Raw genomic sequence first — 26,724 nt, forward strand, 5'->3', positions numbered from 1 at the left:
TATCAGCGATCTGGAGATTGAAATGCCGAACGCTCGCCTGCATCTGATCCTTTGCTCCGATGACGTCGAATACGATGCAGGGCGCAAGGAACGCGACCGCGGCTTCCAGCCCGTCGTGATTGACGGTGGCAAGCAATCGCCGGTCGTGCCGGCCGACAACGCCTGGATCGATCTGCTCGACCTGTTCGATCTGAGCGTTGTGGTTTACCAGGCAAGCTACCTGGCCCTGCTGGGCGCGAGCCTGGCAGCGCTGCAGGCGCAAGCCGGCGTGCCGGATCCAGGATCGTAGGTCACCAGGAGTTAGCCCCGGCAGGCTGCCGGACCGGAGCGATGGCTGCTCACGCCAGGGTCGCGCAAGACGGGTCCGATAACAGCCTCCGAGAGAGCCCGGAATCCAGTCCCCTCTAGCCCTGATGGATTCCGGGCTCAGCCTCTTCGGACGTCTCCCTACGATTCTACGCCGCCGGCTTCGCCGCCTGGTCCTCGCTCGACAACAGATGCAGCAGCGCGCTCTTGATCGCGGCCTGGCGGGTCGGCGCGGTGACCTGGGCGCCGAGCAGATCGGTGACATAGAACACGTCGCGGGCGCGCTCGCCGAAGGTCGCGACATGGGCGGAGGCGATGTTGAGGTTGAGCTTCGAGATCGCGGTGGTGAGCTGGTACAGCAGGCCGGGGCGGTCGAGGCCGGAGACCTCGATCACGGTGTAGCGGTCGGACCACTGGTTGTTGATGGTCACTTCGGGCTCGACGATGAACGGCCGCGCCTTGCTGCGCACCGCGCGCTTGGCCACTGCCTCGGGCAGCCGGAGCTTGCCTTCCAGCACCTGCTCGATCATCTCGCCGATCCGCGTCGCGCGGCGGCCCTCGTCATCGTCGCGATCGTATTCGCGCGAGATCGAGATGGTGTCGAGCGCACGGCCGTCGGTCGTGGTGTAGATCTGCGCGTCGACGATGTTGGCGCCGGCCGACGCGCAGGCCCCCGCGATGATCGACAGCAGCCAGGGGTGGTCGGTCGCCAGAATCGTCAGCTCGGTGACCGCGCGGATCTCGTCGAAGCCGACATTGATCGCAAGCTTGTGGCCGGCCTGCTCGCTGGCGCGGATGAAGCGCGCCTGGCGGATCTTGCGTTGCAGCTCGACCTTGAGCCAGTAGGCCGGATAATGCCGGCCGATATAGGCGTTGAGCTCCGCCTCGGGCCATTCGGTGAAGGCGCGGCGGAATTCGGCCTGCGCTACCGCGATGCGCTGGGCGCGGTTCACTTCCGAGAAGCCGCCGGTCAAGACCGGCTCGGTCTCGTAATACAGCGTGCGCAGCAGTTGCGCCTTCCAGCCGTTCCACACGCCCGGGCCGACGCCGCGGATATCGGCGGTGGTCAGGATCGTCAGCAGCTTCATCTGCTCGACCGACTGCACCACGGCGGCGAAATTCTCGATGGTCTTGCGGTCCGACAAGTCGCGCGATTGCGCGACCGTCGACATCGTCAAATGTTCCTCGATCAGCCAGGCCACCAGCTCGGTGTCGGCGGCGGAGAAGCCAAGGCGCGGGCACAGCCGCCGTGCCACCTTGGCGCCGGCGATCGAGTGATCTTCCGGCCGGCCCTTGGCGATGTCGTGCAGCAGGGTCGCGATATAGATCACCGGGCGGTGTTCGGGGCGGATCTTGCGGAACAGGTCGCTTGCGACCGTGAACTCCTCGTTGCCGCCGCGCTCGATGTCCTGCAGGTAGCCGATGCAGCGCAGCAGATGCTCGTCCACCGTATAGTGGTGGTACATGTTGAACTGCATCATCGACACGATCTTGCCGAAGGCGCGGATGAAGTGGCCGAGCACGCCGGTCTCGTTCATCCGCCGCAGCACCACCTCCGCATTGTCGGAGGTCAGGATCTCCATGAACAACCGGTTGGCTTCGTCGTTCTCGCGGAGCTGGGTGTTGATCAGCTTCAGCGAGCGCGTCACCGTGCGCATCGCATCGGGATGGAAGGCGAGGTTGTTCTGCTGCGCGAGGCGGAAGATCCGGATCAGATTGACCGGATCGTGCTTGAACACGTCGGGTGCGGCGAGGTTGATGCGGTTGTTGTCGACGATGAAGTCGTCGCTGCCGGCCAGGCGCCGCCGCTTGGTGCCGGGCCGCAGCCGCGCCACCATCCGGCTCAGCACCGGCGCCGGCTTGTTGTGCTCCTCCTCGAGCTTGGCGCACAGGATCGCGGTGAGGTCGCCGACGTCCTTGGCGATCAGGAAGTAGTGCTTCATGAAGCGCTCGACGTCCTGCATGCCGGGATGCGAGGTGTAGCCGAGGCGGACCGCGATCTCGCGCTGCATGTCGAACGACAGCCGCTCCTCGGCGCGCCCGGCGAAAAAGTGCAGGTTGCAGCGCACCGACCACAGGAAATCGGCGCAGCGGCGGAAGGTGCGATACTCCTGCGCGTCGAACACGCCGCGTTCCAGGAGCTCGTCGGTCTCGCGCACGCGGTAGACGTATTTGGCGATCCAGAACAGCGTGTGCAGGTCGCGCAGGCCGCCCTTGCCGTCCTTGACGTTGGGCTCGACCAGGTAGCGCGACTGGCCGGCGCGGCGATGCCGCTCCTCACGCTCGGCGAGTTTTGCGGTGACGAATTCCGACGCAGTGCCCTGCACGACTTCCTTGTCGAAGCGCTCGACCAACTCGTCATAGAGTGGCTGGTCGCCGGTCAGGAAGCGCGTCTCCAGGATCGCAGTGCGGATCGTCATGTCGCCGCGTGCCTGGCGGATCGATTCATCGACCGAGCGGGTGGCGTGGCCGACCTTCAGCCCCATGTCCCAGAGACAATAGAGAATGGCTTCGGCGACCTGCTCGCCCCAGGCGGTCTGCTTGTACGGCAGGATGAACAACAGGTCGATGTCGGATTCCGGCGCCATCAGCCCGCGGCCATAGCCGCCGGTCGCGACCACGGCCATGCGCTCGGCACCGGAGGGGATCGGCGAGTGGTAGAGATGCCTCGTCGCCGCGGCGTAGAGGATGCGGATGATCTCGTCCTGCACGAAGCAGAGTCGTTCGGCGCAGCGGCGGCCGTGACGGTCCTTCAGCAACAGTGCCTGCGCCGTGGCGCGCGCCGCGATCAGCTCGGCCTTGAGCAGCTGGGCCATCGCGGCGCGGAACTGATCCTCGCGGCCGGCATGCTGTTCGGCCAGTTCATTGACCGCCGCGGTGATCCGCTCGGTCTCGAAACGATCATCCGCTTCAGGGCGGGCCTCGGCTACGACGCTGTCCATACGTTCATCCGATATCGGACGGAGCTGTTGCTGTCACTGACCAAAGTATGACGACAGCAGCTCCATGCTCTCTCAATGGCGCTTCGAGCAAGATCGTTCTCGCGCCATCTCGTAAAGGGTAGAGATTTTCTCGTTGACCGCAAGGCTAACTCATTGAAATAAAAGATTGTTTCTTAAGTCTCTGGAGGAGATCGACGAATGCATAAATTTTCCCGGCGCGCCTTCGCTGCGCTTTTCGCGGTCTCGACATTGCTGCCCGGCACAGCGCTCGCCGCCGACGCGCTGAAGGAGATCCGGATCGACTGGGCGACCTACAATCCGGTGTCGATGGTGCTGAAGCAAAAGGGCCTCCTGGAGAAGGAATTCGCCAAGGACGGCATCAGCATCGTCTGGGTGCAGTCGGCCGGCTCCAACAAGGCGCTCGAATTCCTCAACGCCGGTTCGATTGATCTCGGCTCGACTGCGGGCTCGGCCGCGCTGGTCGCCCGGATCAACGGCAACCCGATCAAGTCGATCTATGTCTATTCGCGTCCCGAATGGACCGCGCTGGTCACCACCAAGGACTCCAAGATCGCCTCCGTCGCCGATCTCAAGGGCAAGCGCGTGGCGGTGACCCGCGGCACCGATCCGCACATCTTCCTGGTCCGCGCGCTGCTCGGCGCCGGTCTCACCGAAAAGGACATCACGCCGGTGCTGTTGCAGCACGCCGATGGCAAGACCGCGCTGATCCGCGGCGACGTCGACGCCTGGGCCGGCCTCGATCCGATGATGGCGCAGGCGGAGGTCGAGGAGGGCGCCAGACTGTTCTACCGCAAGGCCGACGCCAACACCTGGGGCATCCTCAATGTCCGCGAGGAGTTTTTGAAGGCGCATCCGGATATCGTCCGCCGCGTGCTTGCGACCTATGAAGAAGCGCGCAAATATTCGCTGGCCAACTATGACGAGCTGAAGAAGACCTTCATCGCGGTGACGAAACTGCCGGACGCGGTGGTCGACAAGCAGCTCAAGGAGCGCACCGAGCTGACCCACAGCCGGATCGGCGCGCCACAGCGCGAGTCGATCCTCGCCGCCGGTCTCGCCTTGCAGCAGGCCGGCGTGATCGACGCCAAGACCGACGTGAAGGCCGCGCTGGACGCGTTGATCGACGATCAGGTCCCGCTGCCGACGAACTAGCTCCGCCTTCACCCTCCCCTGGAGGGGGAGGGTCGACGCGAATGAAATGAGCGGCGGGGTGGGGTGGAGGTCTCTCCACTCGAGCAGTGCCCGTGTTGAGAGATCACCCCACCTCGGTTCGCATTTCATGCGAACCGATCCTCCCCCTCCAGGGGAGGATAAGAGGTCATCGCCCCCACCTTGCAATCCCGTCAGAAGAATAGTTCTTGCTATGGCCATGACCGTTGACCTGCCCGCGCTGGAACAGACGGCCGCGCCGCGTGCGGCGCCGGCGCGGTGGTCGCGGTATGCGCGGCCGGCGCTCGGGCTTCTGGTGCCGGTCGTGTGTGCGCTGGGCTGGGAACTCGTCGTTGGCCTCGGCTATTCCAACGGCCGCCTGGTGCCGCCGCCGTCAAAAGTGTTTCAGACCATCGTCGAGCTCGCCAGAAGCGGCGAACTGGCGCGGCATATTCTGGCGACGCTGTGGCGGGTCGGTGCGGGCTTTGCGCTCGGCGTGATCGCCGGCACCATCATGGGCGCGATCTCCGGCTACTGGGATTTCGCCAAGCGCCTGCTTGATCCAACGGTGCAGGCCTTGCGTGCGATCCCCTCGCTCGCCTGGGTGCCGCTGTTCGTGCTCTGGCTCGGCATCTTCGAGACCTCGAAGGTCGCGCTGATCGCGGTCGGCGTGTTCTTTCCGATCTATCTCGGCGTGATGGGCGCGATCCTCTCGGTCGATCGCAAGATCGTCGAGGTCGGCCGCGTGTTCCGCCTGTCCGGGCCCGCCATGATCCGCCGCATCCTGTTGCCGGCCGTGCTGCCGGCCTATGTGGTGGCGCTGCGGGTCGGTCTTGGCCTGGGCTGGATGTTCGTGGTCGCGGCCGAACTGATCGGCGCCTCCGAAGGGCTCGGCTATCTCCTGCTCGACGGTCAGCAGCTCGGCAAGCCGGCGCAGATCCTCGCCGCGATCGTGATCTTCGCGATCCTCGGCAAGCTGACCGACTGGCTGATCGAGGTCGCCGCCGCGCCGCTGCTGCGCTGGCAGGACGCGTTCGGCGCGCGGGGAGGCCGGTGATGCTCGCACTCAAAGACGTCGGCAAGACCTATCCGAACGGCGTCCACGCGCTGGAACGCTTCTCGGCGGAGATCCCGCCGGGCGAGATCATCGCCATCATCGGCGGCTCCGGTTGCGGCAAGTCGACCTTGCTGCGCGCCATCGCCGGGCTCGATCGCGCCAGCGCCGGCAGCGTGACGCTCGACAATGCCGTCATCACCTCGCCGCACGCCAAGATCGGCATCATCTTCCAGGAGCCGCGGCTTTTGCCCTGGCTCAGCGTCGCCGACAATATCGGCTTCGGCCTCGCCGACCTGCCGGCCGATATCAGGCGCGAGCGGGTCGCATCGGCGCTGGCCCGCGTCGGCCTCACTGATAAGGCCTCAGCCTGGCCGCGCGAACTCTCCGGCGGACAGGCGCAGCGGGTCGCGATCGCCCGCGCGCTGGTGCCGCAGCCGGAAGTGCTGCTGCTCGACGAACCGTTCTCGGCACTCGATGCCTTCACCCGGCGCGATTTGCAGGATCATCTGCTCGATCTCTGGGCCGACGCGCGGCCGACCCTGATCCTGGTCACCCACGACGTCGACGAGGCCGTGGTGCTCGCCGACCGCGTGCTGGTGATGCGGCCGCGGCCCGGCCGGCTGTTCGAGACGATCACCATCAACCTGGCGCGGCCGCGCGACCGCAAATCGGAGCTGTTCGATACCTTCAAGCGCCGCGTGCTGACCGCGCTCGACCGCTCGCTGGACCGTTCGGTGCGTGACGTCACCGACAAATCCAGCGCCGGCGAGGCGATGTGGTGGTGACATCGGCACTCCAAGGCCTTACATCGGAATAAAGAAAAACAGCCGGGAGACAAGACCATGGACTCCGCCGAACTCCGCGCAATGCAGGCTCCGATCAAGGAGCGTTACAAGACCGACCCCCAGGCCGCCGTGATCACGTTGAAGGCCAAGGGCAAGATCGACAACGAAAGCCTGTCCTGCAAGGTCGAAACCGGCCGCGCGCTCGCGGTCGCCGGCCTGCATCCCGCCACCGGCGGCTCCGGGCTCGAGCTCTGCTCCGGCGACATGCTGCTGGAGGCGCTGGTCGCCTGCGCCGGCGTCACGCTGAAATCGGTCGCAACCGCGGTCGAAGTGCCGCTGAAGGTCGGCAACGTGTTCGCCGAGGGCGATCTGGATTTCCGCGGCACGCTCGGCGTCGACAAGGAGGCCCCGGTCGGCTTCCGCGAGATCCGCCTCCGCTTCGACGTCGGCACCGACGCGCCGCAGGACAAGCTCGACCTCCTGCTGAAGCTCACGGAGCGCTATTGCGTGGTCTATCAGACCATCAAGAACGGCCCGAAGGTGACGGTGACGATGCAACGGGTGTGATCGCTCTTACCCTCCCCTGGAGGGGGAGGGTCGTCTCGCATCGCAAGATGCGAGGCGGGGTGGGGTGACGGTCCCTCAACCCGATCAGTCTTCCGTGCTGAGAGATCACCCCACCTCGTTTCGCATTCCGCTGCGCTGCATGCGAACCGATCCTCCCCCTCCAGGGGAGGATAAGAAAAGAAGAAATGTCCCCCGAACTCCACTTCATCCTGCTCCTCGTGCTGCGCATGGCGGTTGCGGCCGCGTTCGTGGTCTCTGCGTCCATCATCACGGAGCGGTCGGGGCCGGTGATCGGCGCGCTGATCGCAACCCTGCCGATCTCGGCCGGGCCGTCGTACACCTTCCTCGCGCTTGACCATGACGCCGCCTTCATCGCCGAGGGCGCGCTGTCGAGCCTGCCGGTCAATGCGGCGACGATCTTCATGGGCCTCACCTATGCGGTGCTGGCGCAGCGCTTCAGCATGTGGATCAGCGCAGGAAGCGCGATCGCGTTGTGGCTCGTGCTCGGCACCATCATCCGTCAGTTCGCCTGGACGCTGGCCGGCGGGCTGATCCTCAATGCGATTGCCTTTGCGATCTGCATTCCGCTGCTGAAGCCGTATCGGCACGTCGCCAGGATGCCGCTGATTGCGCGGCGCTGGTACGACATTCCGCTGCGCGCCGCGCTCGTCGCGAGCCTGGTCGGCACCGTGGTCACCGCCTCGACCTGGGTCGGCCCGCGCGTCACCGGCGTGATCGCGCTGTTTCCGATCGTGTTCTCCTCGATGATGCTGATCCTGCATCCGCGGATCGGCGGCCCCGCCACCGCTGCCGTGCTCGCCAACAGCGCCTGGGGCCTGCTCGGCTTCGGCCTCGGCATCGCCGTGCTGCACGTCGCGGTCGCGCAATTCGGCTCGGCCGTAGGCCTGTGCTGCGCACTCGCCACCTGCATCGTGTGGAATCTGGCGCTGTGGCAACTCGGGCGGAGGAAGGCGAAGGCGTAGACCGCGTAGGGTGGGTTAGCGAAGCGTAACCCACCGCTTTTCTCGCCGCGACAATGGTGGGTTACGCCTTCGGCTAACCACCCTACGGCACCGTCACTGCTTCGGCAGTTTCGCCCTCAGCGCATACAACGCATCCAGTGCCTCGCGCGGCGACATCTCATCGGGGTGCAGCGCCTTCACCGCTTCCACCAGCAGGTCCGCCCCGCTCGGCGGCTTGTCCTCGGCGGCGGCGCGGGAGGGGACGGCGAACAGCGGCAGGTCATCGGCCAAGGCGCGTGCGGTCTGGCCGCGGTCCTGGGCTTCGAGTTTCGCCAGCACCGATTTGGCGCGCGTGATCACCGCGGGCGGCAGGCCGGCGAGCTTGGCGACCTGGATGCCGTAGGAACGGTCCGCGGAGCCCGGCAGCACCTCGTGCAGGAACACGACGTCGCCCTGCCACTCCTTGACCCGCACCGTGGCGTTGAACATCCGCGGCAGCTTGGCCGAGAGCGCAGTCAATTCGTGATAGTGGGTGGCAAACAGCGTGCGGCAGCGGTTGCTCTCATGCAGATGCTCGATCGCGGCCCAGGCGATCGACAGGCCGTCGAACGTCGCGGTGCCGCGGCCGATCTCGTCGAGGATGACGAGCGACCGTTCGCTGGCCTGGTTGAGGATCACGGCGGTCTCGACCATCTCGACCATGAAGGTCGAGCGTCCCCGCGCCAGGTCATCGGCGGCCCCGACGCGCGAGAACAGCCGGTCGACGATGCCGAGCCGCGCCCGTGACGCCGGCACATAGCTTCCAATCTGGGCAAGGAGCGCGATCAGCGCGTTCTGGCGCAGGAAGGTCGATTTACCGGCCATGTTCGGACCGGTGATCAGCCAGAGCTGGCCGGACTTCTGAGCGGGCGCCGGCGACAGATCGCAGGCATTGGCGATGAACGGCTGGCCGTCGCGCTTCAGCGCCTGCTCGACCACCGGATGGCGGCCGCCCTCGATCGCAAAGCCGAGCGAGCCGTCGACGTCGGGCCGCACGTAATTGTCGTCGATCGCAAGCTTGGCCAGCGAGGTCGCGACGTCGAGCATCGCAAAGGCGTGCGCGGCGTTGCGCAAATCGTCGCTCGCCGCGAGCGCCATCGCGCTCAGCCGCTCGAAGATCTCGAGCTCGAGATTGAGCGCGCGCTCGCCGGCATTGGCGATCTTGGCCTCGGTCTCGCCGAGCTCTGACGTCGTGAAGCGAACCTGTCCGGCCAGGGTCTGGCGATGAATGAAGGTCGCATTCAGCGGCGGGGCGAACAGCTTGTCGCCGTGCTGCGCGGTGACTTCGACGAAATAGCCGAGCACGTTGTTGTGCCGGATCTTCAGCGTCTTGATGCCGGTGTCCTCGGCGTAGCGCGCCTGCATCGCGGCGACGACGAGGCGCGAGGCATCGCGCAGATTGCGGCTCTCGTCGAGCGCGGCCTCATAGCTCTCGCGGATGAAGCCGCCGTCACGCTTGATCAGCGGCAATTGCTCTGACAGTGCGCGGGAGAATTCCCGTGCGAGGTCGCGCGAGGGACGCCGCAAGGCCGCCATCACGGTCGAAACCTCGGCCGGCGGATCGCTGAGCTGCGCGAGCAGGTCCAACGCCTGGTCGGCGGCAACGATGCCGTCGCGCAGGCTGGCGAGATCGCGCGGGCCGCCGCGGCCGACCGAGAGCCGCGCCAGCGCCCGCGACATGTCGGGCGCCGCGCGCAGCACGGTCCGGATGTCCTCGCGTGCCGCGGAATCCGCAACGAATGCCGTGACCGCATCGAGCCGCCGCGCGATCACGGCAACATCGGTGAGCGGCGCGGCGAGGCGTTGCGCCAGCAGGCGCGAGCCTGCGGCGGTCACGGTGCAGTCGATCGCATCGAGCAGCGAGCCGCGGCGTTCGCCGGCCAGCGTGCGGGTCAGTTCGAGATTGGCGCGGGTCGCCGGATCGATCGCCATCGTGGTGCCGGCGGCCTCGCGTGCCGGCGGCGACAGCGGCGGACGTTTGCCGACCTGGGTGCGATCGATATAGGTGACGGCGGCAGCCGCGGCAGTCGCTTCCAGCCGCGACATCGCCGACAGGCCATCCATGGTCGCGACCGCGAAATAGTCGCACAGCCGCCGTTCGGCGGTGGCGCTGTCGAACACGTCGCGGGTCAGCGGCGTCACCGACGGCAGCTCGCGCAAGGTCGGCGCCAGTTCGTTGTCGCTGTAGAGCGCGTCGGTGACGATGGCCTCGTTCGGATTGATCCGCGCCAATGTCGCCGCAAGCTCGGCGGTCGCGCACTCCGTCACCATGAATTCCGAGGTGGAAATATCGATCCAGGCAAGGCCAAGACGATCCGCGCCGGCCGAGCCGCGGGCCCGCGCGATCGCGATCAGATAATTGTTGGTGCGGGCATCGAGCAGCGTGTCTTCGGTCAGCGTGCCCGGCGTCACCAGCCGCACCACGCCGCGGCGGACCACGCTCTTGTTGCCGCGGGCTTTCGCCTCGGCGGGATTTTCCGTCTGCTCGCACACCGCGACGCGGTGGCCGGCGCCGATCAGGCGATGCAGATAGTCCTCGGAGCGCTCGACCGGCACGCCGCACATCGGGATGTCCATGCCCTGATGCTTGCCGCGCTTGGTCAGCACGATGCCGAGCGTCTTCGAGGCGATCTCGGCATCCTCGAAGAACAGCTCGTAGAAATCGCCCATCCGGTAGAACAGCAGCAGGCCGGGATGAGCGGCCTTGATTTCGAGGTACTGTTCCATCATCGGCGTGACGCGCGACGGCGCCTCGGCGGCACTGGCTTCGGGCGGAACGGGGATCGGCTGTTGAATGGTCATCAGAGCGTTTTCGAGAGAAGTGGGCACCGGTTCGCGTGAAGAAAACGCGTCCAAACAAGAATCTGGAGCCCGGTTCTGATCTCATCAGAACCGACGAGGCTCCAGGGGCGGAAACTACAGAATTTCGTCCCGCGGTCCTATCCGCGAGGCCAGGGTTTTCCACCCTGTCCACGGTGCCTTTATGTCAGCCCTCACGGTAATGCGTGCAGGGCGCGCAGCCGCGTCAATTGACCTGCCGCGGGCACGCTCCTAAAACCCATCTCAAGTTCCAGCCGATCCAGCGCCTAAGTCGCGGCATTCAGGGAGAGATTCAATGCGTGATGTGTTCATTTGCGATGCCGTCCGGACCCCGATCGGCCGTTTCGGCGGTTCGCTCGCCAAGGTGCGCGCCGACGATCTCGCCGCGGCCCCGATCAAGGCGCTGATGGCCAAGCATCCGACGCTCAATTGGAACGAGGTCGACGAGGTCTATTTCGGCTGCGCCAACCAGGCCGGCGAGGACAACCGCAACGTCGCGCGCATGGCGCTCCTGCTCGCCGGCATGCCGGAATCGGTTCCCGGCCAGACGTTGAACCGGCTCTGCGCCTCCGGCCTCGACGCAGTCGGCGCCGCGGGCCGCGCCATCCGCGCCGGCGAGATCGATTTCGCGATCGCCGGCGGCGTCGAATCGATGACGCGTGCGCCGTTCGTGATGGGCAAGGCTTCGGAAGCCTTCTCGCGTTCGTCCGACATCTACGACACCACGATCGGCTGGCGCTTCATCAATCCGCTGATGAAGGCGCAGTACGGCGTCGATGCGATGCCGGAGACCGGCGAGAACGTCGCCGAGGAATTCCAGGTGTCGCGCGCCGATCAGGATGCGATGGCGATCCGCTCGCAGCAGCGCGCAGGTGCGGCGATCGCGTCGGGCTATTTCGCCGAGGAGATCGTGCCGATCCAGGTGCCCGGCGGCAAGGCCGGCCCCATCACGGTCGACAAGGACGAGCATCCGCGTCCGGAGACCACGCTCGAAGGATTGGCAAAACTGAAGCCGATCGTGCGCAATCCGGGCACCGTCACCGCCGGCAACGCGTCGGGTGTCAATGACGGCGCCGCCGCGATGATCCTGGCTTCCGAAGCCGCGGTGAAGAAGCACGGCCTGACGCCGCGCGCAAAGATCCTCGGCCTTGCCTCGGCCGCGGTGCCGCCGCGCATCATGGGCATCGGCCCGGTGCCGGCGACCAAGAAGCTGGTCGAGCGTCTCGGCATCAAGGTGTCGGACTTCGACCTGATCGAGCTCAACGAGGCGTTTGCCTCGCAGGGCATCGCGTGCCTGCGCCAGCTTGGCGTCAAGGAAGATGCCGATTTCGTCAATCCGCATGGCGGCGCGATTGCGCTCGGCCATCCGCTCGGCATGAGCGGCGCGCGGCTGGTCTTGACCGCCGTGCACGGCATGGAGAAGCGGGGCGGGAAGCTTGCCTTGGCAACTATGTGCGTCGGAGTCGGCCAGGGCGTCGCGGTCGCGATCGAAAAGCTGAACTAATCCAATGGCTTGGAAGGGTTGAAAACAGCCCTTCCCCAATTTGGTTATGCATTATAATGATCTGATGTGAGCCCGCCGGGCGCGTGGGCCGCGGAGGAATTTGCCATGACCCTGTTGTATCCGCTGCAATCGCTTGCGGCCCATCCGGCGCGGCTGTCGCCGGATTACCGCTCCACCGTGAAGCGTTCGCCGCAAAAGCCGTTGATCCCGATGCGGCACACGCTCTCGGAACTCACCGGTCCGGTCTATGGTCATGAGACGGTGCGTCAGCACGACAACGACCTCACCATCCAGGCCAAGGGCGAGCCGCTCGGCGAGCGCATCATCGTGCACGGCCATGTGCTTGATGAGGACGGCCGCGGCGTGCCGAACACGCTGGTCGAGCTGTGGCAGGCCAATGCCTGCGGCCGTTACATCCACGTCGTCGACCAGCATCCGGCGCCGCTCGATCCGAATTTCACTGGCGCGGGCCGCACCCAGAGCGATGACAAGGGCTACTACAAGTTCATCACCATCAAGCCCGGCGCGTATCCCTGGGGCAATCACCACAATGCGTGGCGGCCGGCCCATATCCACTTCTCGGTGTTCGGGCATTCCTTCGTGTCGCGTCTGGTCACGCAGATGTATTTCCCCGGCGATCCCCTGTTTCCGTTCGATCCGATCTTCAACTCGGTGACCGATGCGAAGGCGCGGGCACGGATGATCTCCTCGTTCGATCTCGACAACACCAAGCCGGAATGGGCGCTGTGCTACCGTTTCGATATCGTGCTGCGCGGCCGCAACGCCACGCCGATGGAGACCAAGTAAGTGTCGAACCAGCGTCCTGATGGAATCACGCCCTCGCAGACCGTCGGCCCCTATTTCAAATACGGCCTGACGCCGAACGGCGAGTATGAGTGGAACGACGCCTTCACCAACAACCTCTTGACGCCTGACGTCTCGGGCGAGCGCATCCGTGTCGAAGGCAAGGTCTATGACGGCGACGGCGCTGTCATTCCGGACTGCATGCTGGAGATCTGGCAGGCCGACAGCCAGGGCCGGTTCTCCGACCCGCAGGACAAGCGCGCGCTGCCGAACTCAAGCTTCAAGGGTTTTGGCCGCTGCGGCACCGACAAGAGCGGCGGCTACGCCTTTGACACCATCAAGCCCGGCGTGGTGCCTGACGCCGACGGCAAGCCGCAGGCGCCGCATATCGTGCTCGCGGTGTTCGCGCGCGGGATGCTGCTGCATCTCTACACGCGGATCTATTTCGACGACGAAGCCGGCAACGTTAACGATGCCGTGCTGGCGCTGGTGCCGGCCGATCGCCGCGCGACCCTGATCGCGAAGAAGACAGGCGGCAACGCCTACGCGTTCGACGTCCACCTCCAGGGCGACAACGAGACGGTGTTCTTCGACGTCTAGGCCGCCGGCCGTGCGCCGCCGCGCCTGAGCTCTTCCGTCGCGCGGCGCAGCACCTCGTGAAGCCATTCGTGCGACGGCTCGTCCTCGACGCGTTCGTGCCAGAGCAGCCGGACCTCCACGGGCGTCGTGGTGTAGGGCAGTTCATACGTTGTGATCGCATGCGCCTGTTCGAGCGCACGCGCCAGCGGCCGCGGAACGATCGCGGCCAGCTCGGAATCGATCAGCAGTGCGGGCAGCGCAAGGAAGTGCGGCAGCGAGACCGCAATTCGTGGCGGCCGGTCGCTGTCGGAGAGTGCCCGTTCGAGCGCCGGCCGGTCGTACATCTCGGAACGCCGGGCAAGCCCGCGCTCGGAGATGAAGCCGCCGATCGCGCCCTCCTGCTCGCCGCCGAAGGAGACGACGACCAGCGGCAAGGTCGCGAGCTTCGCGAGGTCGAGCCGGCCGAGCTTGCGCTTCTTGCCGACGATCAGCACGTCGTCATATTCGAACAGCAGCGCGGTGCGGAAGCGGCTCGGCGGCGACGAGAACACGCCGATCGCGACGTCGATGCGGCCGAGGTCGATCTGCTCGGCAAGATCGATCCGCGTCACCGGCTTGATGGTCAGGTCGATCGCCGGAGCCTCGCGGCCGAGAATCTTAAGCAATGGCGGCGCCAGCACCATCGTCGTGAAATCGTTGGCGGCGAGCGTGAACGGCTTGGTGGATTTCGCCGGCGCGAAAGTCGGCAGCTCGACCGCTGCCTCCAGCGATCGCAGCGCTTGGCGAACCTGCGGCGCCATCGTCAGCGCGCGCGCGGTCGGCTGCATGCCGGTGGCGGTGCGAACGAACAGCTCGTCGTCCAGCATCTCGCGCAGCCGCGCCAGCGAGTGGCTCACGGCGGACTGGCTCAATGCCACCTTCTGGCTGGCGCGCAGCACGCTGCGCTCCTCCATGACGGCGTCGAACACCTTGAGTAGGTTCAAATCCAATGTCTTGAACGAAACGGACACGATGCGAGTCCCGTCGGTAGCGGATCGCGCGCCTCTGCAAAATTCTGCGATCGCTCGCAGTTAAGGCCAGGCGCGCGGCTGATGCAACCGATCGGATTATCCGAGCGCATCGCCGCCATCGGCGTTCTGAAGCCGGTTCAGGATCACCCTGCAAGACTTTCACTTCCGCAATCCGGCGTTCTGGCCAAGATTGCCGGCGCCGGGTTGGGAGGAAACAACATGATGAGTGCCTCGGTGAAATCGAACCATGGTGGTGCGCGCAGGTCGTTCGGATTGGCGCTGGCGTTCATGACGCTCGCGACCTCGGCATTTGCGCAGAACGGGCCGGTCAGGCTCGGTGTGCTGACCGACATGTCGTCGCTCTACGCCGACAATGGCGGCCAGGGTTCGGTCGTCGCGGCGCAGATGGCGGTGGACGATTTCAAGGGCAAGGTGCTCGGGCGCCCGATCGAGATCATCGCGGGGGATCATCAGAACAAGGCCGATATCGGTGCAACGATCGCGCGGCGGTGGCTGGAGAACGAGAATGTCGAGGCGATCCTCGACGTCCCGAATTCCGCCGTCGCGCTCGCCGTGCAAGGCATCACCCGCGACAAGAAGAAGCTGTTTCTCGCGACTGGCGCGGCCACCTCGCGGCTGACCGGCGACGAATGCTCGCCGACCGGCATCCACTGGACTTACGACACCTACGCGTTGTCGCAGGGCACGACAAAGGCGATTTCGCGTCTCGGCGCAAAATCCTGGTTCTTCGTTTCGGCCGACTATTCGCTCGGTTTGCAGCTCGAGGCCGACAGCCGCAAGGTGATCGATGCCAACGGCGGCAAGGTGGTTGGTGCCGTCAAGCATCCGATCAATACGCCGGATTTCTCGTCCTTCCTGCTGCAGGCGCAGGCCTCCAAGGCGGACGTGATCGCGCTCGCCGACGCCGGCGGCGACTTCGTCAATGCCGTGAAGCAGGCGGGCGAGTTCGGCGTGACGCACGGGCAGAAGCTGGCCGGTCTGCTGGTCTTCATCAATGACATTCACAGTCTCGGGCTGCAGAGCTCGCAAGGCCTGATGCTCAGCTCCGCCTTCTACTGGGATCTCAACGATGAGACGCGCGCCTGGTCGAAGCGCTACATCGAGAAGACCAAGAAGGTGCCGTCGATGATTCATGCCGGCACCTATGGCGCGGTCATGCACTATCTCAAGGCGGTTGAAGCTGCCGGCACGCTTGATGGACCGACTGTTGCGGCCAAGATGCGGGAATTGCCGGTGAACGATTTCATGACCCGCAACGGCACGATCCGTCAGGACGGCCGGCTGGTCCGCGACATGTATCTGTTCCGCGTCAAATCTCCGGACGAGTCGAAGTACCAGTTCGACTACTACCAGCTGCTGGCGACGATCCCGGGGGATGAGGCCTTCATACCGATGGAGGACGGCGGATGTCCGCTTGTGAAGAAGTCGTGATCGAGCCCGACGCAGTGAGCGAAATTTGCCGCAATCCGATCGACGACGTGATCGCCGGCCGGCTGTCGTGCCGCGAGTTCTCCGGCAGCCCGGTCTCGCGCTCGACCGTCGAACAGATCCTGCGCGTGGCGCGGTTCGCGCCGAGCGGCGCCAACATCCAGCCCTGGCACGTCTACGTGCTCGCGGGCGCCGTCAAGACCGACGTGTCGGCTGCGCTGCTGCACGCGTTTGAGACGGAGTCGAACGAGCACGTCTCCGAATATCAATACTATGCCAGCGAGTTTCCGGAGCCGTATCTCGGCCGCCGGCAGGAGTTCGGCCGATTGTATTATGACTCGCTCGGTATCGCGCAAAGCGACGCTGCGGCGCGGAGCAGGCAGACCGCGAAGAACTTCACCTTCTTCGGCGCGCCGGTTGGATTGATCGTCACCATCGATCGTCGCCTGGCGATGGGAAGCTGGCTCGATCTCGGCATGTTCATCCAGAACGTGATGCTGGCGGCGGTGGGGCGCGGGCTGCAATCCTGCCCGCAGGAAACCTTCGCCAGGTACCACCGGATCTTGCGCCCGGCGCTGTCGATCCCGGCGGAGCAGATGGTCGCCTGCGGGATCTCGATCGGTCACCCGAGGGAGCGGGGAAAAGCGCGACTGATGCCGCGCGCGGATCTGGAGGCGTTCACCTCCTTCAAGGGCTTTGACAAATAGAACAGGAGACGATCATGGGAAGCCGTGAACAGCTGATCGAACGCAGCATTCCGTTTCTGCGCGAAGTCAAGGACATGACGCCGAGCGCGGCGATGGAGCGATGGCTCAACGAGACCTATGGCGAGACGAGCGCGCTCTACCAGGATCTCGCCCGCCTCATCAAAATGGGAGTCGAGGAGGGTTGGGCCGCGAACCAGGAGGTGGAGGGCCCGAACTATCGGCGCAGCCGCATCCTCGAGCCGGTCGCGGAGACGTTCCAGTTCAGCATCACCGCGGTCTACATGAACAGCATCGATGCGCGCCGCTTCAAGGACGAGGACGATCATGATGTGCTGCGCGGGCAGTATCACGGCCATCCCTATGGCGAGCTCAATCTCGTCGTTCCCCTCGACAAGGGCGCCCAGTTGAAGGGATTGCAGGGCTGGCAGGGACCGGGTTGGACGGCGCCGGATCCCGGCAGCCGGCATTATCCGGAAGTGCGGGGCGGCGCCGTCATCGCGCTGTTCTATCTGCCGGCCGGGCGCATCTCCTACGACTTCAAGGCGCCCGCCTGACACCGGGCGCGTGCGTCCATTCTGTCCGGAGCAAGCACATGACGTTGATCTATCCGGTCGCCTCGAACGGCGTCCACCCCGCGCGTCTGTCGCCCGCGTACAGGAGCGCGATCAAGCGCGCGCCGCAAAAGCCGTTGATCCCGATGCGGCACACGCTCTCGGAACTCACCGGGCCGGTCTATGGTCATGAGACGGTTCGAGCGAACGACAACGACCTCACCATCCAGGCCAAGGGCGAGCCGCTCGGCGAGCGCATCATCGTGCACGGCCATGTGCTCGATGAGGACGGCCGCGGCGTGCCCAACACGCTGGTCGAGCTGTGGCAGGCCAATGCCTGCGGCCGCTATATCCACGTCGTCGACCAGCATCCGGCGCCGCTCGATCCGAATTTTACGGGCGCCGGCCGCACGCAATCCGACGCGAGCGGTTACTACAAGTTCGTCACCATCAAGCCCGGCGCCTATCCCTGGGGCAATCACCACAATGCCTGGCGGCCCGCGCATATCCATTTCTCGGTGTTCGGCCATTCCTTCGTCTCGCGTCTGGTGACGCAGATGTATTTCCCCGGCGATCCCCTGTTCCCGTTCGACCCGATCTTCAACTCGGTGACCGATGCGAAGGCGCGGGCACGGATGATCTCCTCGTTCGATCTGGACAACACCCAGCCGGAATGGGCGCTGTGCTACCGCTTCGATATCGTGCTGCGCGGCCGCAACGCCACGCCGATGGAGACCAAGTAAGTGTCGAACCAGCGCCCTGATGGAATCACGCCCTCGCAGACCGTTGGCCCGTACTTCAAGTACGGCCTGACGCCGAACGGCGAGTATGAATGGAACGACGCCTTCAGCAACAATCTGCTGACGCCGGATACATCCGGCGAGCGGATCCGCGTCGAGGGCAAGGTCCATGACGGCGACGGCGCTGTCATCCCGGATTGCATGCTGGAGATCTGGCAGGCCGATGCCCAGGGCCGCTTCTCCGATCCGCAGGACCAGCGCGCGCTGCCGAACTCAAGCTTCAAAGGTTTTGGCCGCTGCGGCACCGACAAGAGCGGCGGTTATGCGTTCGACACCATCAAGCCGGGCGTGGTGCCCGACGCCGACGGCAAGCCGCAGGCACCGCACATCCTGCTCGCAGTGTTCGCGCGCGGCATGCTGCTGCACCTCTACACCCGGATCTACTTCGACGACGAAGCCGGCAATGCGGCTGATTCCACGCTGGCGCTGGTGCCGGCCGATCGCCGCGCGACCCTGATCGCGAAGCGCAACGCAGGCAACGTCTACACGTTCGACGTCCATCTGCAGGGCGACAACGAGACCGTATTCTTCGACGTCTAGCCCAGGCGGCACGCCGATCCAGCATTGAAGGAACGACCGAAATCCGCTGCGCGCCTTCGCCGCAGCGGATTTTGCTTGACCATGCAGCATCGGTTATATAACATATACGTTATATAACCGATGTGAGATCAAGTATGGCCAACCTCGACGCCGCCTTCTCCGCGCTCGCCGACCCGACCCGCCGGGCGATCCTGGCGCGTCTCGCGCTCGGCGAGGCGACGGTCATGGAGCTGGTCGAGCCGTTCGAGCTGACCCAGCCCGCGATCTCCCGCCATCTCAAGGTGCTCGAGGGTGCGGGCCTGATCGTGCGGCGCGCTGAAGGCACCAAGCGGCCGTGCCGGCTGGCGCCGACGGCGGTCGCCGAGATCGATCAATGGCTCGGCATGCTGCGCCGCGCGCTGGAGACCAATTACGACCGGCTGGACGGAGTGCTGGCCGCCATGAAGCCTGAGAAGTGAAAGGTGCCCTATGAGTAAGTTGACGCTGAAGACCGAAGGCGACCGCTACATCGTCGTGACCAGGCGCTTCGTTGCGCCGCCCGAGGCGGTGTATCGCGCGCATACCGAGCCGGAGCTGCTGCAGCAGTGGCTGCTTGGTCCGGATGGCTGGACCATGCCGGTCTGTATCAGCGAGCTCAGGCCCGGCGGCAGGATCCGCTTCGAATGGACCGACGGCCGGGGCCGCGGTTTCTATCAGACCGGCGAATATCTCGAACTCGAACCGTTCAGCCGCATCGTCCATGTCGGGCGCATGCATCTGCCGGACCCGACACCGGACAATCATGTCGAGACGCGCTTCGCACCCGACGGCGACGGCACCCTGATGACCATGCGGATGACGCTGCCGGATGCCGAGACCCGCGCGGCGATGCTCGCGACCGGCATGGAGCACGGCATGGAAGACAGCTATGCTCGGCTCGACCGCATGAGCTGACCATTGCTGTGAGGGATAATGCGCGACCGTTTCCTGACCGGTCTGATCGGGTATCCGATCGCGCATTCGGCGGCGCCTGCGATGCACGAGCAGGCCGCCGCATCGCTCGGCGTCCGCTGTCACTACCAGCTCATCGAGGTGAAGGGCGCCGGGCGTGACGAGCTGCGCGCGATGCTAGAGGGCGTCAGGCGGCTCGGCTTCGCCGGCGTCAACGTCACCTTTCCCTGCAAGGAAGCGGTGGTCGATCTCATCGATGACCTCGCACCGGACGCCCGCGCGATCGGCGCGGTCAACACCATCGTCGTCGATGACGCGCGTCTGGTCGGGCACAATACCGATGCAACAGGCTTTGCGCGCGCGATCGAACCGTTGCTCGCCAGCGCGCCGCGCGGCCCGATCGCGCTGATCGGGGCCGGCGGCGTCGGCAAGGCGATCGCCTTCGCGCTCGCGGGCCTTGGCGTTGCCGGGCTACGCATCTTCGACGCCGATGCTGCCAAGGCCGCGCAGCTTGCGGCCCAATTGCAAGATCATCATGCGGCTCACGCCACCAGCGTCGAGGCCGCGGTGCAAGGCGCCGCAGGTCTCGTCAATGCGACGCCGGTCGGCATGCTGCCGAGCCGCGACACGCCGGTGCCGGACGCGCTGCTGCGTCCCGCGATGTGGGTCGCCGACGCCGTCTATACGCCGCTCTGGACGCCGTTACTCACGGCGGCCAAGGCCAAGGGCGCCCGCGTCCTCACCGGCCGCGAGTTGGCGATCAACGCGTCGGCCGACGCATTCAAGCTGTTCACGGGGATGACGCCGCCGCTTGAGGCGATGGCAAATGCGTTCGACGCCGTGATGGCTGCACGCTACTCTTCGTCCGCCTGAAGGGCGGAGACATAAATGACAAAAATCAGGGTCGGTCTGGCCGGCTGCGGCTTCGTGTCGGAGCTGCATATGTACGCCTACCGGCGCGTCTATGGCGTCGATGTCGAGGTGCGGGCGGTCGCGGCGCGCGGCGATCATGTCAATGAGTTCGCCCGCAAGCACCGGATCCCGAACGCCTATCGCAGCTTTGCCGAGCTGGTCGCCGACCGCGAGCTTGATGTCATCGACATCTGCACGCCGCCCAACCTGCATGCCGCGATGATCGTCGAGGCGATGCAGGCCGGCAAGCACGTGATCTGCGAGAAGCCGTTCAGCGGCTATTTCGGGCAGCCCGGCGACAAGACGCCGATCGGCAAACACGTCCCGAAGGCGCTGATGTACCAGCGCGTGATGGAGGAGATGGAAGCGACCCGCATCGCGATCGAGCGGACCGGAAAGCTCTTCATGTATGCCGAGGATTGGATCTATGCGCCGGCGGTGACCAAGACCGCGGAGATCGTCCGCGCCACCGGCGACAAGATCCTGTTCATGAAGGGCGAGGAAAGCCATTCCGGCTCGCATGCCGCGCACGCCGCGCAATGGGCGATGACCGGCGGCGGCTCGCTGATCCGGATGGGCTGCCATCCACTGTCGGCCGTGCTCTATCTCAAGCAGGTCGAGGCGAAAGCCCGCGGCGAGAGCATCATTGTCGCCAGCGTCACCTGCGACGTCGGCAATGTCACGGCGGGACTCAAGCCGGAGGAGCGCGCCTACATCAAGGCCAATCCGGTCGACGTCGAGGATTGGGGCACGCTGACCGCGACCTTCTCCGACGGCACCAAGGCCACGGTATTTTCCGGCGACATGATCATGGGCGGCGTGCGCAATTTGATCGAGACCTACACCTCAGGTGGATCATTGTTCGCCAACATCACGCCGAACACGCATCTGACGAGCTACCAGACCTCAGAGGAGAAGCTCGCGTCGGTCTACATTACCGAGAAGGTCGATCGCAAAACCGGCTGGCAATATGTCTGCCTCGAGGAGGAATGGACCCGCGGCTATCTGCAGGAGATCCAGGACTTCATGGAATGCGTGGCGACCGGCCGGCAGCCGCTCGCCGGCCTCGCGCTGGCGTATGAGACGACGAAGGTGAATTACGCCGGCTATTGGGCCGCGGATGAGGGCAGGCGGGTGGTGTTGTAGGTTACGGGCAGTAGATTGCCCTCGTCTCACTCGTGCTTGTACCAGACCCGTCATCCTGAGGTGCGAGCGGAGCGAGCCTCGAAGGATGAATCGGCCAGAGCAGGGCCGTGCATCCTTCGAGGCTCGCCGAAGAGGCTCGCACCTCAGGATGACGGGAATAGCTCCGACAGGCCGCACAAAGATCGTAATCTCTACGCCCCGTACACCGATCCCTTCGGCAACGGAAACACCGGGTCCTGGGTGCGGATATTCGTCGGCCACACCACGGTGATGCGCTCGCCGGCGTTCTGCATCACGACCGGCGTTGAGCGTTCGTTCTGGCCGGACATCGGCGTGCCCGGCGGATAGAATTTCACGCCATAGCCCTGAATGGTGCCGCCCGGCGGGATGTCGACGTCGAGCGCGGCCTTGCGGATCGCCTCGGGATCGAAGCCGCCATATTTCTCCTTGGCGACCGGCAGCACATTGTTGAGCAGCACCCAGGTCTGGTTGAAGCCCATCGAGCAGTGCGGCGGCACTTCGGTGGCGCTGGTCTTCTCGCGGTAGCGCGCAACCATGGTCTTGGTGAGGTCGCCGACGCCGGGCGCCAGCTTGGCCGGATCGAGCAGCTGCGCCGGAACGGGGTCGATGTTGCAGAAATTGTCGATGTCGGCGCCGAAGGTCGTGCGCAGCTTGTCGAGCTGGCTGTAGCCCGCGCCGGCGCCGAACAACATCTTGAACTTCAGCCCGCTCTCGCGCGCCTGGCGCAGGAACAGCGTGATGTCGGGGTTGTAGCCGGCATGCGAGATGATGTCGGCCTTGGCGCGCTTCAATTTGGTCACCAGCACCGAGAGGTCGGGCGCGGAGGCCGAATAGCCTTCCTTGAGCACGACCTGCAGCCCGGCTTCCTTGGCGAAGGTCTCGTCGGCGGCGGCGACGCCGACGCCGTAGGGACCGTCCTCGTGGATCAGCGCGACCTTGACGTCCTTCGGCTCCATGCCGAGCTTCGCCTTGGCGTGCTCGCCGAGGAAGCCGCCGAAGGCCTGGCCGTACTGGTCGGAATGGATCTGCGCGCGGAACACATATTGCAGGTTCTTGTCCTTGAACACGGCGGTCGAGACCGCAGTCGTGATCCAGAGGATGCGCTTCTGCTGCTCGACCTTGGCGGCGAGCGGCACCGCGTGCGAGCTCGCGAACACGCCGTTGAGGATGTCGACCTTCTCCTGGTCGATCAGGCGATTGGCCTCGTTGATCGCGACATCAGGCTTGCTCTGGGAATCGACGTTGACCGGCGCGATCTTGTACTTGCCGCCGACGCCGCCCTTCTCGTTGACGAGATCGATCGCGATCTGGGTGCCGATCGAGGAGGCGACCGAGCCGCCGGCGGCGAACGGACCGGTGAGGTCGTAGATCACGCCGATCCGCACCGTCTCGGCCTGCGCCTGCGCGCGTGTCCAATCGAAGCTGAAAGCAGCGGCGGCAGCCGCTGAGGTCTTCAGCAGCGTCCTGCGTGAAGTCGGCATCGCGTCCTCCCCTGAAACCGTCGGTTGTGTGACGGGTGTTTATTTTTCGGGGAGTATTGGGAGGCGATGTCGGAAAGTCAACGCGATTGCGGGGGGGCTGTGTCTTGCGCTTTGGTCGAGGTCGGCCCGCACCAAGACTGTCATCGCCCGGCTTGACCGGGCGATCCAGTATTCCAGAGACAGCAGTGCTAGAGCCGATGGGCCGCGGCGTACTGGATCGCCCGGTCAAGCCGGGCGATGACACCAGTAAAGCGGTTAGAGCGCGCTATCGGACGCGAGAGCGCTGCAAACTACTCCATCACCGCGGCATGGTCCGACGGCGCTGACTGCGCGCGCAGTGCGGCCCTGGTCGAGCCGATCATCAGCGCGAGCGGGATCGAGACCAGGATGAACAGCATCACCAGCTGGTAGTCGTGCGAGAACGCGATGATCTGCGACTGCGCCGCCACCATCCGGTCGGCCATCGCGCGGCCGGCATCGGTGTTGAGGTTGATCATGCCTGATACGTCCGGCATCTGCAGCGCGTGATTGAACGGATTGATCTGCTCGGACAGCTTGGCGTAGATCCGCCGCGAGCCTTCGGTGAGCTGCGCGATCACGATCGAGATGCCGACCGAGCTCGCGACGTTGCGCAGCAGCGTCAGCATCGATGTGCCGTCGGTGCGCAGATGGTTGGGCAGCGTCAGGAACGCCACCGTCGACAGCGGCACGAACACGAGGCCGAAGCCGAAGCCCTGGACAACGCTGACGACGATGATCTCGTTCGCCTGCGTCATGTCGGTCCAGCCGGTCATCCGGAATAGCGACGCTGCGGTCAGCCCGAGGCCGGAGATGATCAGCGTGCGCGCCTCGATGTAGCGCATCAAGCGGCCGACCAGCATCATCGCGACGAAGGTGCCGGCGCCGCGGCTCGCCAGCAGCAGGCCCGCGGTGATGATCGGATAGCCGACCACGTTCTGCAAGTAAGGCGACGACAGCGCCATCGTCGAGTACAGCACGAGGCCCATGACCGTCATGAACACGCAGCCGCCGAGGAAGTTCTTGTCCTTGAACAGTGCGAACTGGATGAACGGCCGGCTGGTCGTCAGCGAATGGGCGAAGAAATAGTAGAAGCCGATCGCTGAAACGATGAACTCGATCACGATCTCGTTGGATTCCAGCCAACCGAGCTGCTCGCCGCGGTCGAGCGCGAGCTGCAGCGAGCCGATCGCGGTCGCGAGCGCGCCGAAGCCGAACCAGTCGAAGCGCAGATTGAGGTCCTGCTTGGTCTCGTCCATGAACACGGCGAGGCCGAGCACGGTGATCGCGCCGAACGGCAGATTGACGAAGAACACCCAGTGCCAGGAATAGGTCTCGGTCAGCCAGGCGCCCAATGAGGGCCCCATGATCGGGCCCATCATCACGCCCATGCCCCAGATCGACATCGCCTTGGCGCGCTCGTGCAGCGCGTAGGAATCCAGCATCACCGCCTGCGACAGCGGCACCAGCGCGGCGCCGAACACGCCCTGCAGCAGGCGGAACAGCACCATCTGGTTGATGTCCTGCGCCAGGCCGCAGAACACCGAGGCAATGGTGAAGCCGGCCGAGCAGATGATGAAGATGCGCTTGCGGCCGTAGCGGTTGGCGATCCAGCCCACCGGCGCGGTCATGATCGCGGCGGCGACGATGTAGGAGGTCAGCACCCAGTTGATCTGGTCCTGCGAGGCCGACAGCGAGCCCTGCATATAGGGCAGCGCGACGTTGGCGATCGTGGTGTCGAGCGCCTGCATGATCGTCGCGGTCATCGCGCAGATCGTCACCATGTTCCGGCGCATGCCGGGCACGGCTGATGGTGACGGTGCATTCATCGCGTCTTAGTCCTGATGGTCCGGGTGCGCCGAGGCCGCGCCCAGCCCGAGCAGGCCGGCCAGCGTGCGGCGGTGGTTGGTGTCGATCGTCGCGTAGACGCTCATGCCGGCTTTCAGCTTCTTCACGAACGGATCGTTCTCGTCGAAATAGATCCGCACCGGCACGCGCTGCACCACCTTGACGAAATTGCCGGTGGCGTTCTGCGGCGGCAGGATCGCGAACTGTGCGCCGGTGCCCGGCGACAGCGAGCCGATCTTGCCCTTGAATTCGTGGTTCGGGAACGCGTCGACGTCGAGCGTCACCGGTTGGCCGACCGCGACGTAAGTAAAGTCGCTCTCCTTCGGATTGGCGTCGACCCAGGGATGGTCGACGTCGATCACCGAGAACACCGGCGCGCCGGCGGTGACGAAGCGGCCGAGCTGGATCTGGTCGACCTGGGTCGCGACGCCGTCCATCGGCGCCCGCAGCACGGTGTGGTCGAGATTGCGCTGCGCGTCGTCGAGCTTGGCCTGGGCCTGGGCATAGGGCGGGAATTTCTCGATCGGCAGCTCGACATCGCCCAGCAGCTGCGTCTTGTCCTTGGAGATCTGCTGCTTGATGTATTGCGCCAGGCTCTCGGCGGTCACCTGCGCGTTGGCCGCGTTGTCGAGATCGAGCTGCGAGCCGAAGTTTTGCTTGGCGAGCGTCGATTTGCGATCGACGTCGCGCTTCTTCAACTCGATGCTCTGCTGGGCGAATTCCAGCATCCTGGTGTTGATCTTGATGTTGTCGACCAGATTGTCATAGGTGGTCCTGGTCTGGTCGAGCGCGGCCTTGGCCTGCGCGACGGCGAGGCGGAACGGCACCGGATCGATCTCGAACAGTTCGTCGCCCTTCCTGACGTGCTGGCCTTCCCTGACGACGATCTTGTCGATCTTGCCGGAGATTTCCGGCGTGATCAGCACCTTCTGCGCGCCGACATAGGCGTCGTCGGTGCCGACATAGCGGCCGCCATTGAGATAGAACACGATGCCGCCGATCGCAGCCACGGTCGGCAGCACGACGAGCAGCAGCACGCGGCGATAGCGCCGCAGGCCCGCCATCAGGCGGCGGCGCGGCGCGCGGCTGGCCTTGCCCGCCGGCGCTGATACGTCCGGATTGCTCTTCTGCTCGGGAGCCAGCTTGAGGACGGGTTCAGCCATAGCGCTGTTCCTTTCGGGAGGGCTCGCCGGCTGGGCTTTGGATGGCATTGCGAACGTTTTCCTTGATCGATTCCAGTTGAGTGAGCAGGCGATGCGCATCAGTGGGGCTGATGCCTTCGAGCGCGGTCGCGGTGAGTTCGGAGCGCAGGCCGGCGAGCTTCCCGAGCAGCGGGCGCGCGGCCTTCTTCAGATAAAGGCGGTTGACGCGGCGGTCGTTCTCGTCGCTGCGGCGCTCGATCCAGCCATTGTCGCAGAGCTTGTCGATCAGCCGCGTCAGCGTGATCGGCTGCATCTCGAGCAGCTCGGCGAGCTCGGTCTGCTTCATGCCTTCGTTGCGCTCGATGCGGAACAACACGGCCCATTGCGCGCGGGTGATGCCGTAGCGCGCGGCCTCCTTGTCCGCATAGACCCGGATCAGCCGGAACAATTCGCCCAGCGTAAACATGAACTCCGTGTCCACGGAACCGCGCATAAGCTTTTGCCTCCATAAGCTTGGGCTATAATAAGCTTGCTTATGATTTCTGCACACCGGGTTAACGGAGGGCTGCTCCGCATTGCGCACATGGCTGCATGGCGACGAGCGACTGGGTCCGGCCGGGCTATGGGAACCGGC

At 65.2% G+C, this 26,724-nt stretch carries 25 protein-coding genes; 18 read left to right on the forward strand and 7 right to left on the reverse strand.

Translation table 11 applies throughout. From position 1 onward, the window contains the following. The first annotated feature begins 22 nt into the window (after positions 1–22). Positions 23–289: a hypothetical protein gene (locus BI327_RS25010; protein WP_076863919.1), complete on the forward strand. Its 267-nt coding sequence runs from the start codon at positions 23–25 to the stop codon at positions 287–289. A gap of 166 nt (positions 290–455) precedes the next feature. Here the strand turns inward: BI327_RS25010 and BI327_RS25015 are convergent, their stop codons facing one another. Further along, on the reverse strand, positions 456–3,248 hold the full coding sequence (locus BI327_RS25015) for a [protein-PII] uridylyltransferase (protein ID WP_076863921.1): 2,793 nt from the start codon (positions 3,246–3,248) through the stop codon (positions 456–458). 198 nt (positions 3,249–3,446) lie between these two features. Here BI327_RS25015 and BI327_RS25020 point away from each other — a divergent pair, with 198 nt between their 5' ends. The 5 genes from BI327_RS25020 to BI327_RS25040 all read left to right on the forward strand — a co-directional run bounded on the left by BI327_RS25020 (position 3,447) and on the right by BI327_RS25040 (position 7,810). Then, positions 3,447–4,421, forward strand: a complete 975-nt coding sequence (locus tag BI327_RS25020; RefSeq protein ID WP_076863923.1) for an aliphatic sulfonate ABC transporter substrate-binding protein — start codon at positions 3,447–3,449, stop codon at positions 4,419–4,421. Between the two features lie 217 nt (positions 4,422–4,638). After that, on the forward strand, positions 4,639–5,475 hold the full coding sequence (locus tag BI327_RS25025) for an ABC transporter permease (protein WP_076864275.1): 837 nt from the start codon (positions 4,639–4,641) through the stop codon (positions 5,473–5,475). Then, positions 5,475–6,260 (forward strand): ABC transporter ATP-binding protein, encoded by a 786-nt coding sequence (locus BI327_RS25030; protein WP_076863925.1) that lies wholly within the window; start codon positions 5,475–5,477, stop codon positions 6,258–6,260. The genes BI327_RS25025 and BI327_RS25030 overlap by 1 nt, the downstream gene beginning before the upstream one ends. Positions 6,261–6,317: 57 nt before the next feature. Then, a complete protein-coding gene (locus tag BI327_RS25035; protein WP_076863927.1) occupies positions 6,318–6,827 on the forward strand; it encodes an OsmC family protein in 510 nt (169 codons plus the stop codon). A 185-nt stretch (positions 6,828–7,012) separates the two neighbouring features. Beyond that, a complete protein-coding gene (locus BI327_RS25040; RefSeq protein WP_076863929.1) occupies positions 7,013–7,810 on the forward strand; it encodes a hypothetical protein in 798 nt (265 codons plus the stop codon). 93 nt (positions 7,811–7,903) lie between these two features. Here BI327_RS25040 and mutS read toward each other — a convergent pair whose 3' ends face one another. Next, positions 7,904–10,630 carry a DNA mismatch repair protein MutS gene (mutS, locus tag BI327_RS25045; RefSeq protein ID WP_076863931.1) on the reverse strand — a complete coding sequence of 909 codons (2,727 nt, stop codon included), beginning with the start codon at positions 10,628–10,630 and terminating at the stop codon, positions 7,904–7,906. A 313-nt stretch (positions 10,631–10,943) separates the two neighbouring features. On the opposite strand from mutS, the gene pcaF reads away from it, so the two are divergent. The 3 genes from pcaF to pcaG (BI327_RS25060) all read left to right on the forward strand — a co-directional run bounded on the left by pcaF (position 10,944) and on the right by pcaG (BI327_RS25060) (position 13,556). Beyond that, positions 10,944–12,152 (forward strand): 3-oxoadipyl-CoA thiolase, encoded by a 1,209-nt coding sequence (pcaF, locus tag BI327_RS25050; protein WP_050426436.1) that lies wholly within the window; start codon positions 10,944–10,946, stop codon positions 12,150–12,152. Positions 12,153–12,257: 105 nt separating this feature from the next. Beyond that, positions 12,258–12,959, forward strand: coding sequence for a protocatechuate 3,4-dioxygenase subunit beta (pcaH, locus tag BI327_RS25055; protein ID WP_076863932.1), 702 nt, complete (start codon positions 12,258–12,260; stop codon positions 12,957–12,959). Continuing rightward, positions 12,960–13,556, forward strand: coding sequence for a protocatechuate 3,4-dioxygenase subunit alpha (gene pcaG / locus BI327_RS25060; protein ID WP_076863935.1), 597 nt, complete (start codon positions 12,960–12,962; stop codon positions 13,554–13,556). Here the strand turns inward: pcaG (BI327_RS25060) and BI327_RS25065 are convergent. Then, entirely contained in the window at positions 13,553–14,545 is a 993-nt protein-coding gene (locus BI327_RS25065; RefSeq protein ID WP_076863937.1) for a LysR family transcriptional regulator, read from the reverse strand. The genes pcaG (BI327_RS25060) and BI327_RS25065 overlap by 4 nt on opposite strands. A gap of 219 nt (positions 14,546–14,764) precedes the next feature. Between BI327_RS25065 and BI327_RS25070 the strand changes: the two genes are divergently transcribed. The 9 genes from BI327_RS25070 to BI327_RS25110 all read left to right on the forward strand — a co-directional run bounded on the left by BI327_RS25070 (position 14,765) and on the right by BI327_RS25110 (position 21,580). After that, the gene (locus BI327_RS25070; protein ID WP_245334924.1) at positions 14,765–15,997 is read left to right on the forward strand and encodes an ABC transporter substrate-binding protein; all 1,233 of its coding nucleotides are present in this window, start codon (positions 14,765–14,767) and stop codon (positions 15,995–15,997) included. Further along, positions 15,973–16,701, forward strand: coding sequence for a nitroreductase (locus BI327_RS25075; RefSeq protein WP_083742218.1), 729 nt, complete (start codon positions 15,973–15,975; stop codon positions 16,699–16,701). The genes BI327_RS25070 and BI327_RS25075 overlap by 25 nt, the downstream gene beginning before the upstream one ends. Positions 16,702–16,715: 14 nt before the next feature. Then, positions 16,716–17,255, forward strand: a complete 540-nt coding sequence (locus BI327_RS25080) for a 4-hydroxylaminobenzoate lyase (protein ID WP_076863941.1) — start codon at positions 16,716–16,718, stop codon at positions 17,253–17,255. 38 nt (positions 17,256–17,293) lie between these two features. Continuing rightward, complete coding sequence (gene pcaH / locus BI327_RS25085) at positions 17,294–17,995, forward strand: protocatechuate 3,4-dioxygenase subunit beta (RefSeq protein ID WP_076863943.1); 702 nt, start codon at positions 17,294–17,296, stop codon at positions 17,993–17,995. Continuing rightward, a complete protein-coding gene (pcaG, locus tag BI327_RS25090) occupies positions 17,996–18,592 on the forward strand; it encodes a protocatechuate 3,4-dioxygenase subunit alpha (protein WP_076863945.1) in 597 nt (198 codons plus the stop codon). A gap of 134 nt (positions 18,593–18,726) precedes the next feature. Further along, positions 18,727–19,050 carry an ArsR/SmtB family transcription factor gene (locus BI327_RS25095; RefSeq protein WP_076863947.1) on the forward strand — a complete coding sequence of 108 codons (324 nt, stop codon included), beginning with the start codon at positions 18,727–18,729 and terminating at the stop codon, positions 19,048–19,050. Between the two features lie 10 nt (positions 19,051–19,060). After that, entirely contained in the window at positions 19,061–19,525 is a 465-nt protein-coding gene (locus BI327_RS25100) for an SRPBCC domain-containing protein (RefSeq protein WP_076863949.1), read from the forward strand. 18 nt (positions 19,526–19,543) lie between these two features. Continuing rightward, positions 19,544–20,395 carry a shikimate dehydrogenase gene (locus tag BI327_RS25105; protein ID WP_076863951.1) on the forward strand — a complete coding sequence of 284 codons (852 nt, stop codon included), beginning with the start codon at positions 19,544–19,546 and terminating at the stop codon, positions 20,393–20,395. 15 nt (positions 20,396–20,410) lie between these two features. Further along, entirely contained in the window at positions 20,411–21,580 is a 1,170-nt protein-coding gene (locus BI327_RS25110) for a Gfo/Idh/MocA family protein (protein ID WP_076863953.1), read from the forward strand. A 191-nt stretch (positions 21,581–21,771) separates the two neighbouring features. Here the strand turns inward: BI327_RS25110 and BI327_RS25115 are convergent, their stop codons facing one another. The 4 genes from BI327_RS25115 to BI327_RS25130 form a co-directional block, all read right to left on the reverse strand. Further along, positions 21,772–23,082: an ABC transporter substrate-binding protein gene (locus BI327_RS25115; protein WP_076863955.1), complete on the reverse strand. Its 1,311-nt coding sequence runs from the start codon at positions 23,080–23,082 to the stop codon at positions 21,772–21,774. A 290-nt stretch (positions 23,083–23,372) separates the two neighbouring features. Further along, entirely contained in the window at positions 23,373–24,929 is a 1,557-nt protein-coding gene (locus BI327_RS25120; RefSeq protein ID WP_076863956.1) for an MDR family MFS transporter, read from the reverse strand. A gap of 6 nt (positions 24,930–24,935) precedes the next feature. Continuing rightward, positions 24,936–26,111 (reverse strand): HlyD family secretion protein, encoded by a 1,176-nt coding sequence (locus BI327_RS25125; RefSeq protein WP_076863957.1) that lies wholly within the window; start codon positions 26,109–26,111, stop codon positions 24,936–24,938. Continuing rightward, positions 26,104–26,583 carry a MarR family winged helix-turn-helix transcriptional regulator gene (locus tag BI327_RS25130; protein WP_076863958.1) on the reverse strand — a complete coding sequence of 160 codons (480 nt, stop codon included), beginning with the start codon at positions 26,581–26,583 and terminating at the stop codon, positions 26,104–26,106. The genes BI327_RS25125 and BI327_RS25130 overlap by 8 nt, the downstream gene beginning before the upstream one ends. Positions 26,584–26,724: the final 141 nt, after the last annotated feature.

This window comes from Bradyrhizobium mercantei (assembly GCF_001982635.1).
GTDB classification, from domain to species: domain Bacteria; phylum Pseudomonadota; class Alphaproteobacteria; order Rhizobiales; family Xanthobacteraceae; genus Bradyrhizobium; species Bradyrhizobium mercantei.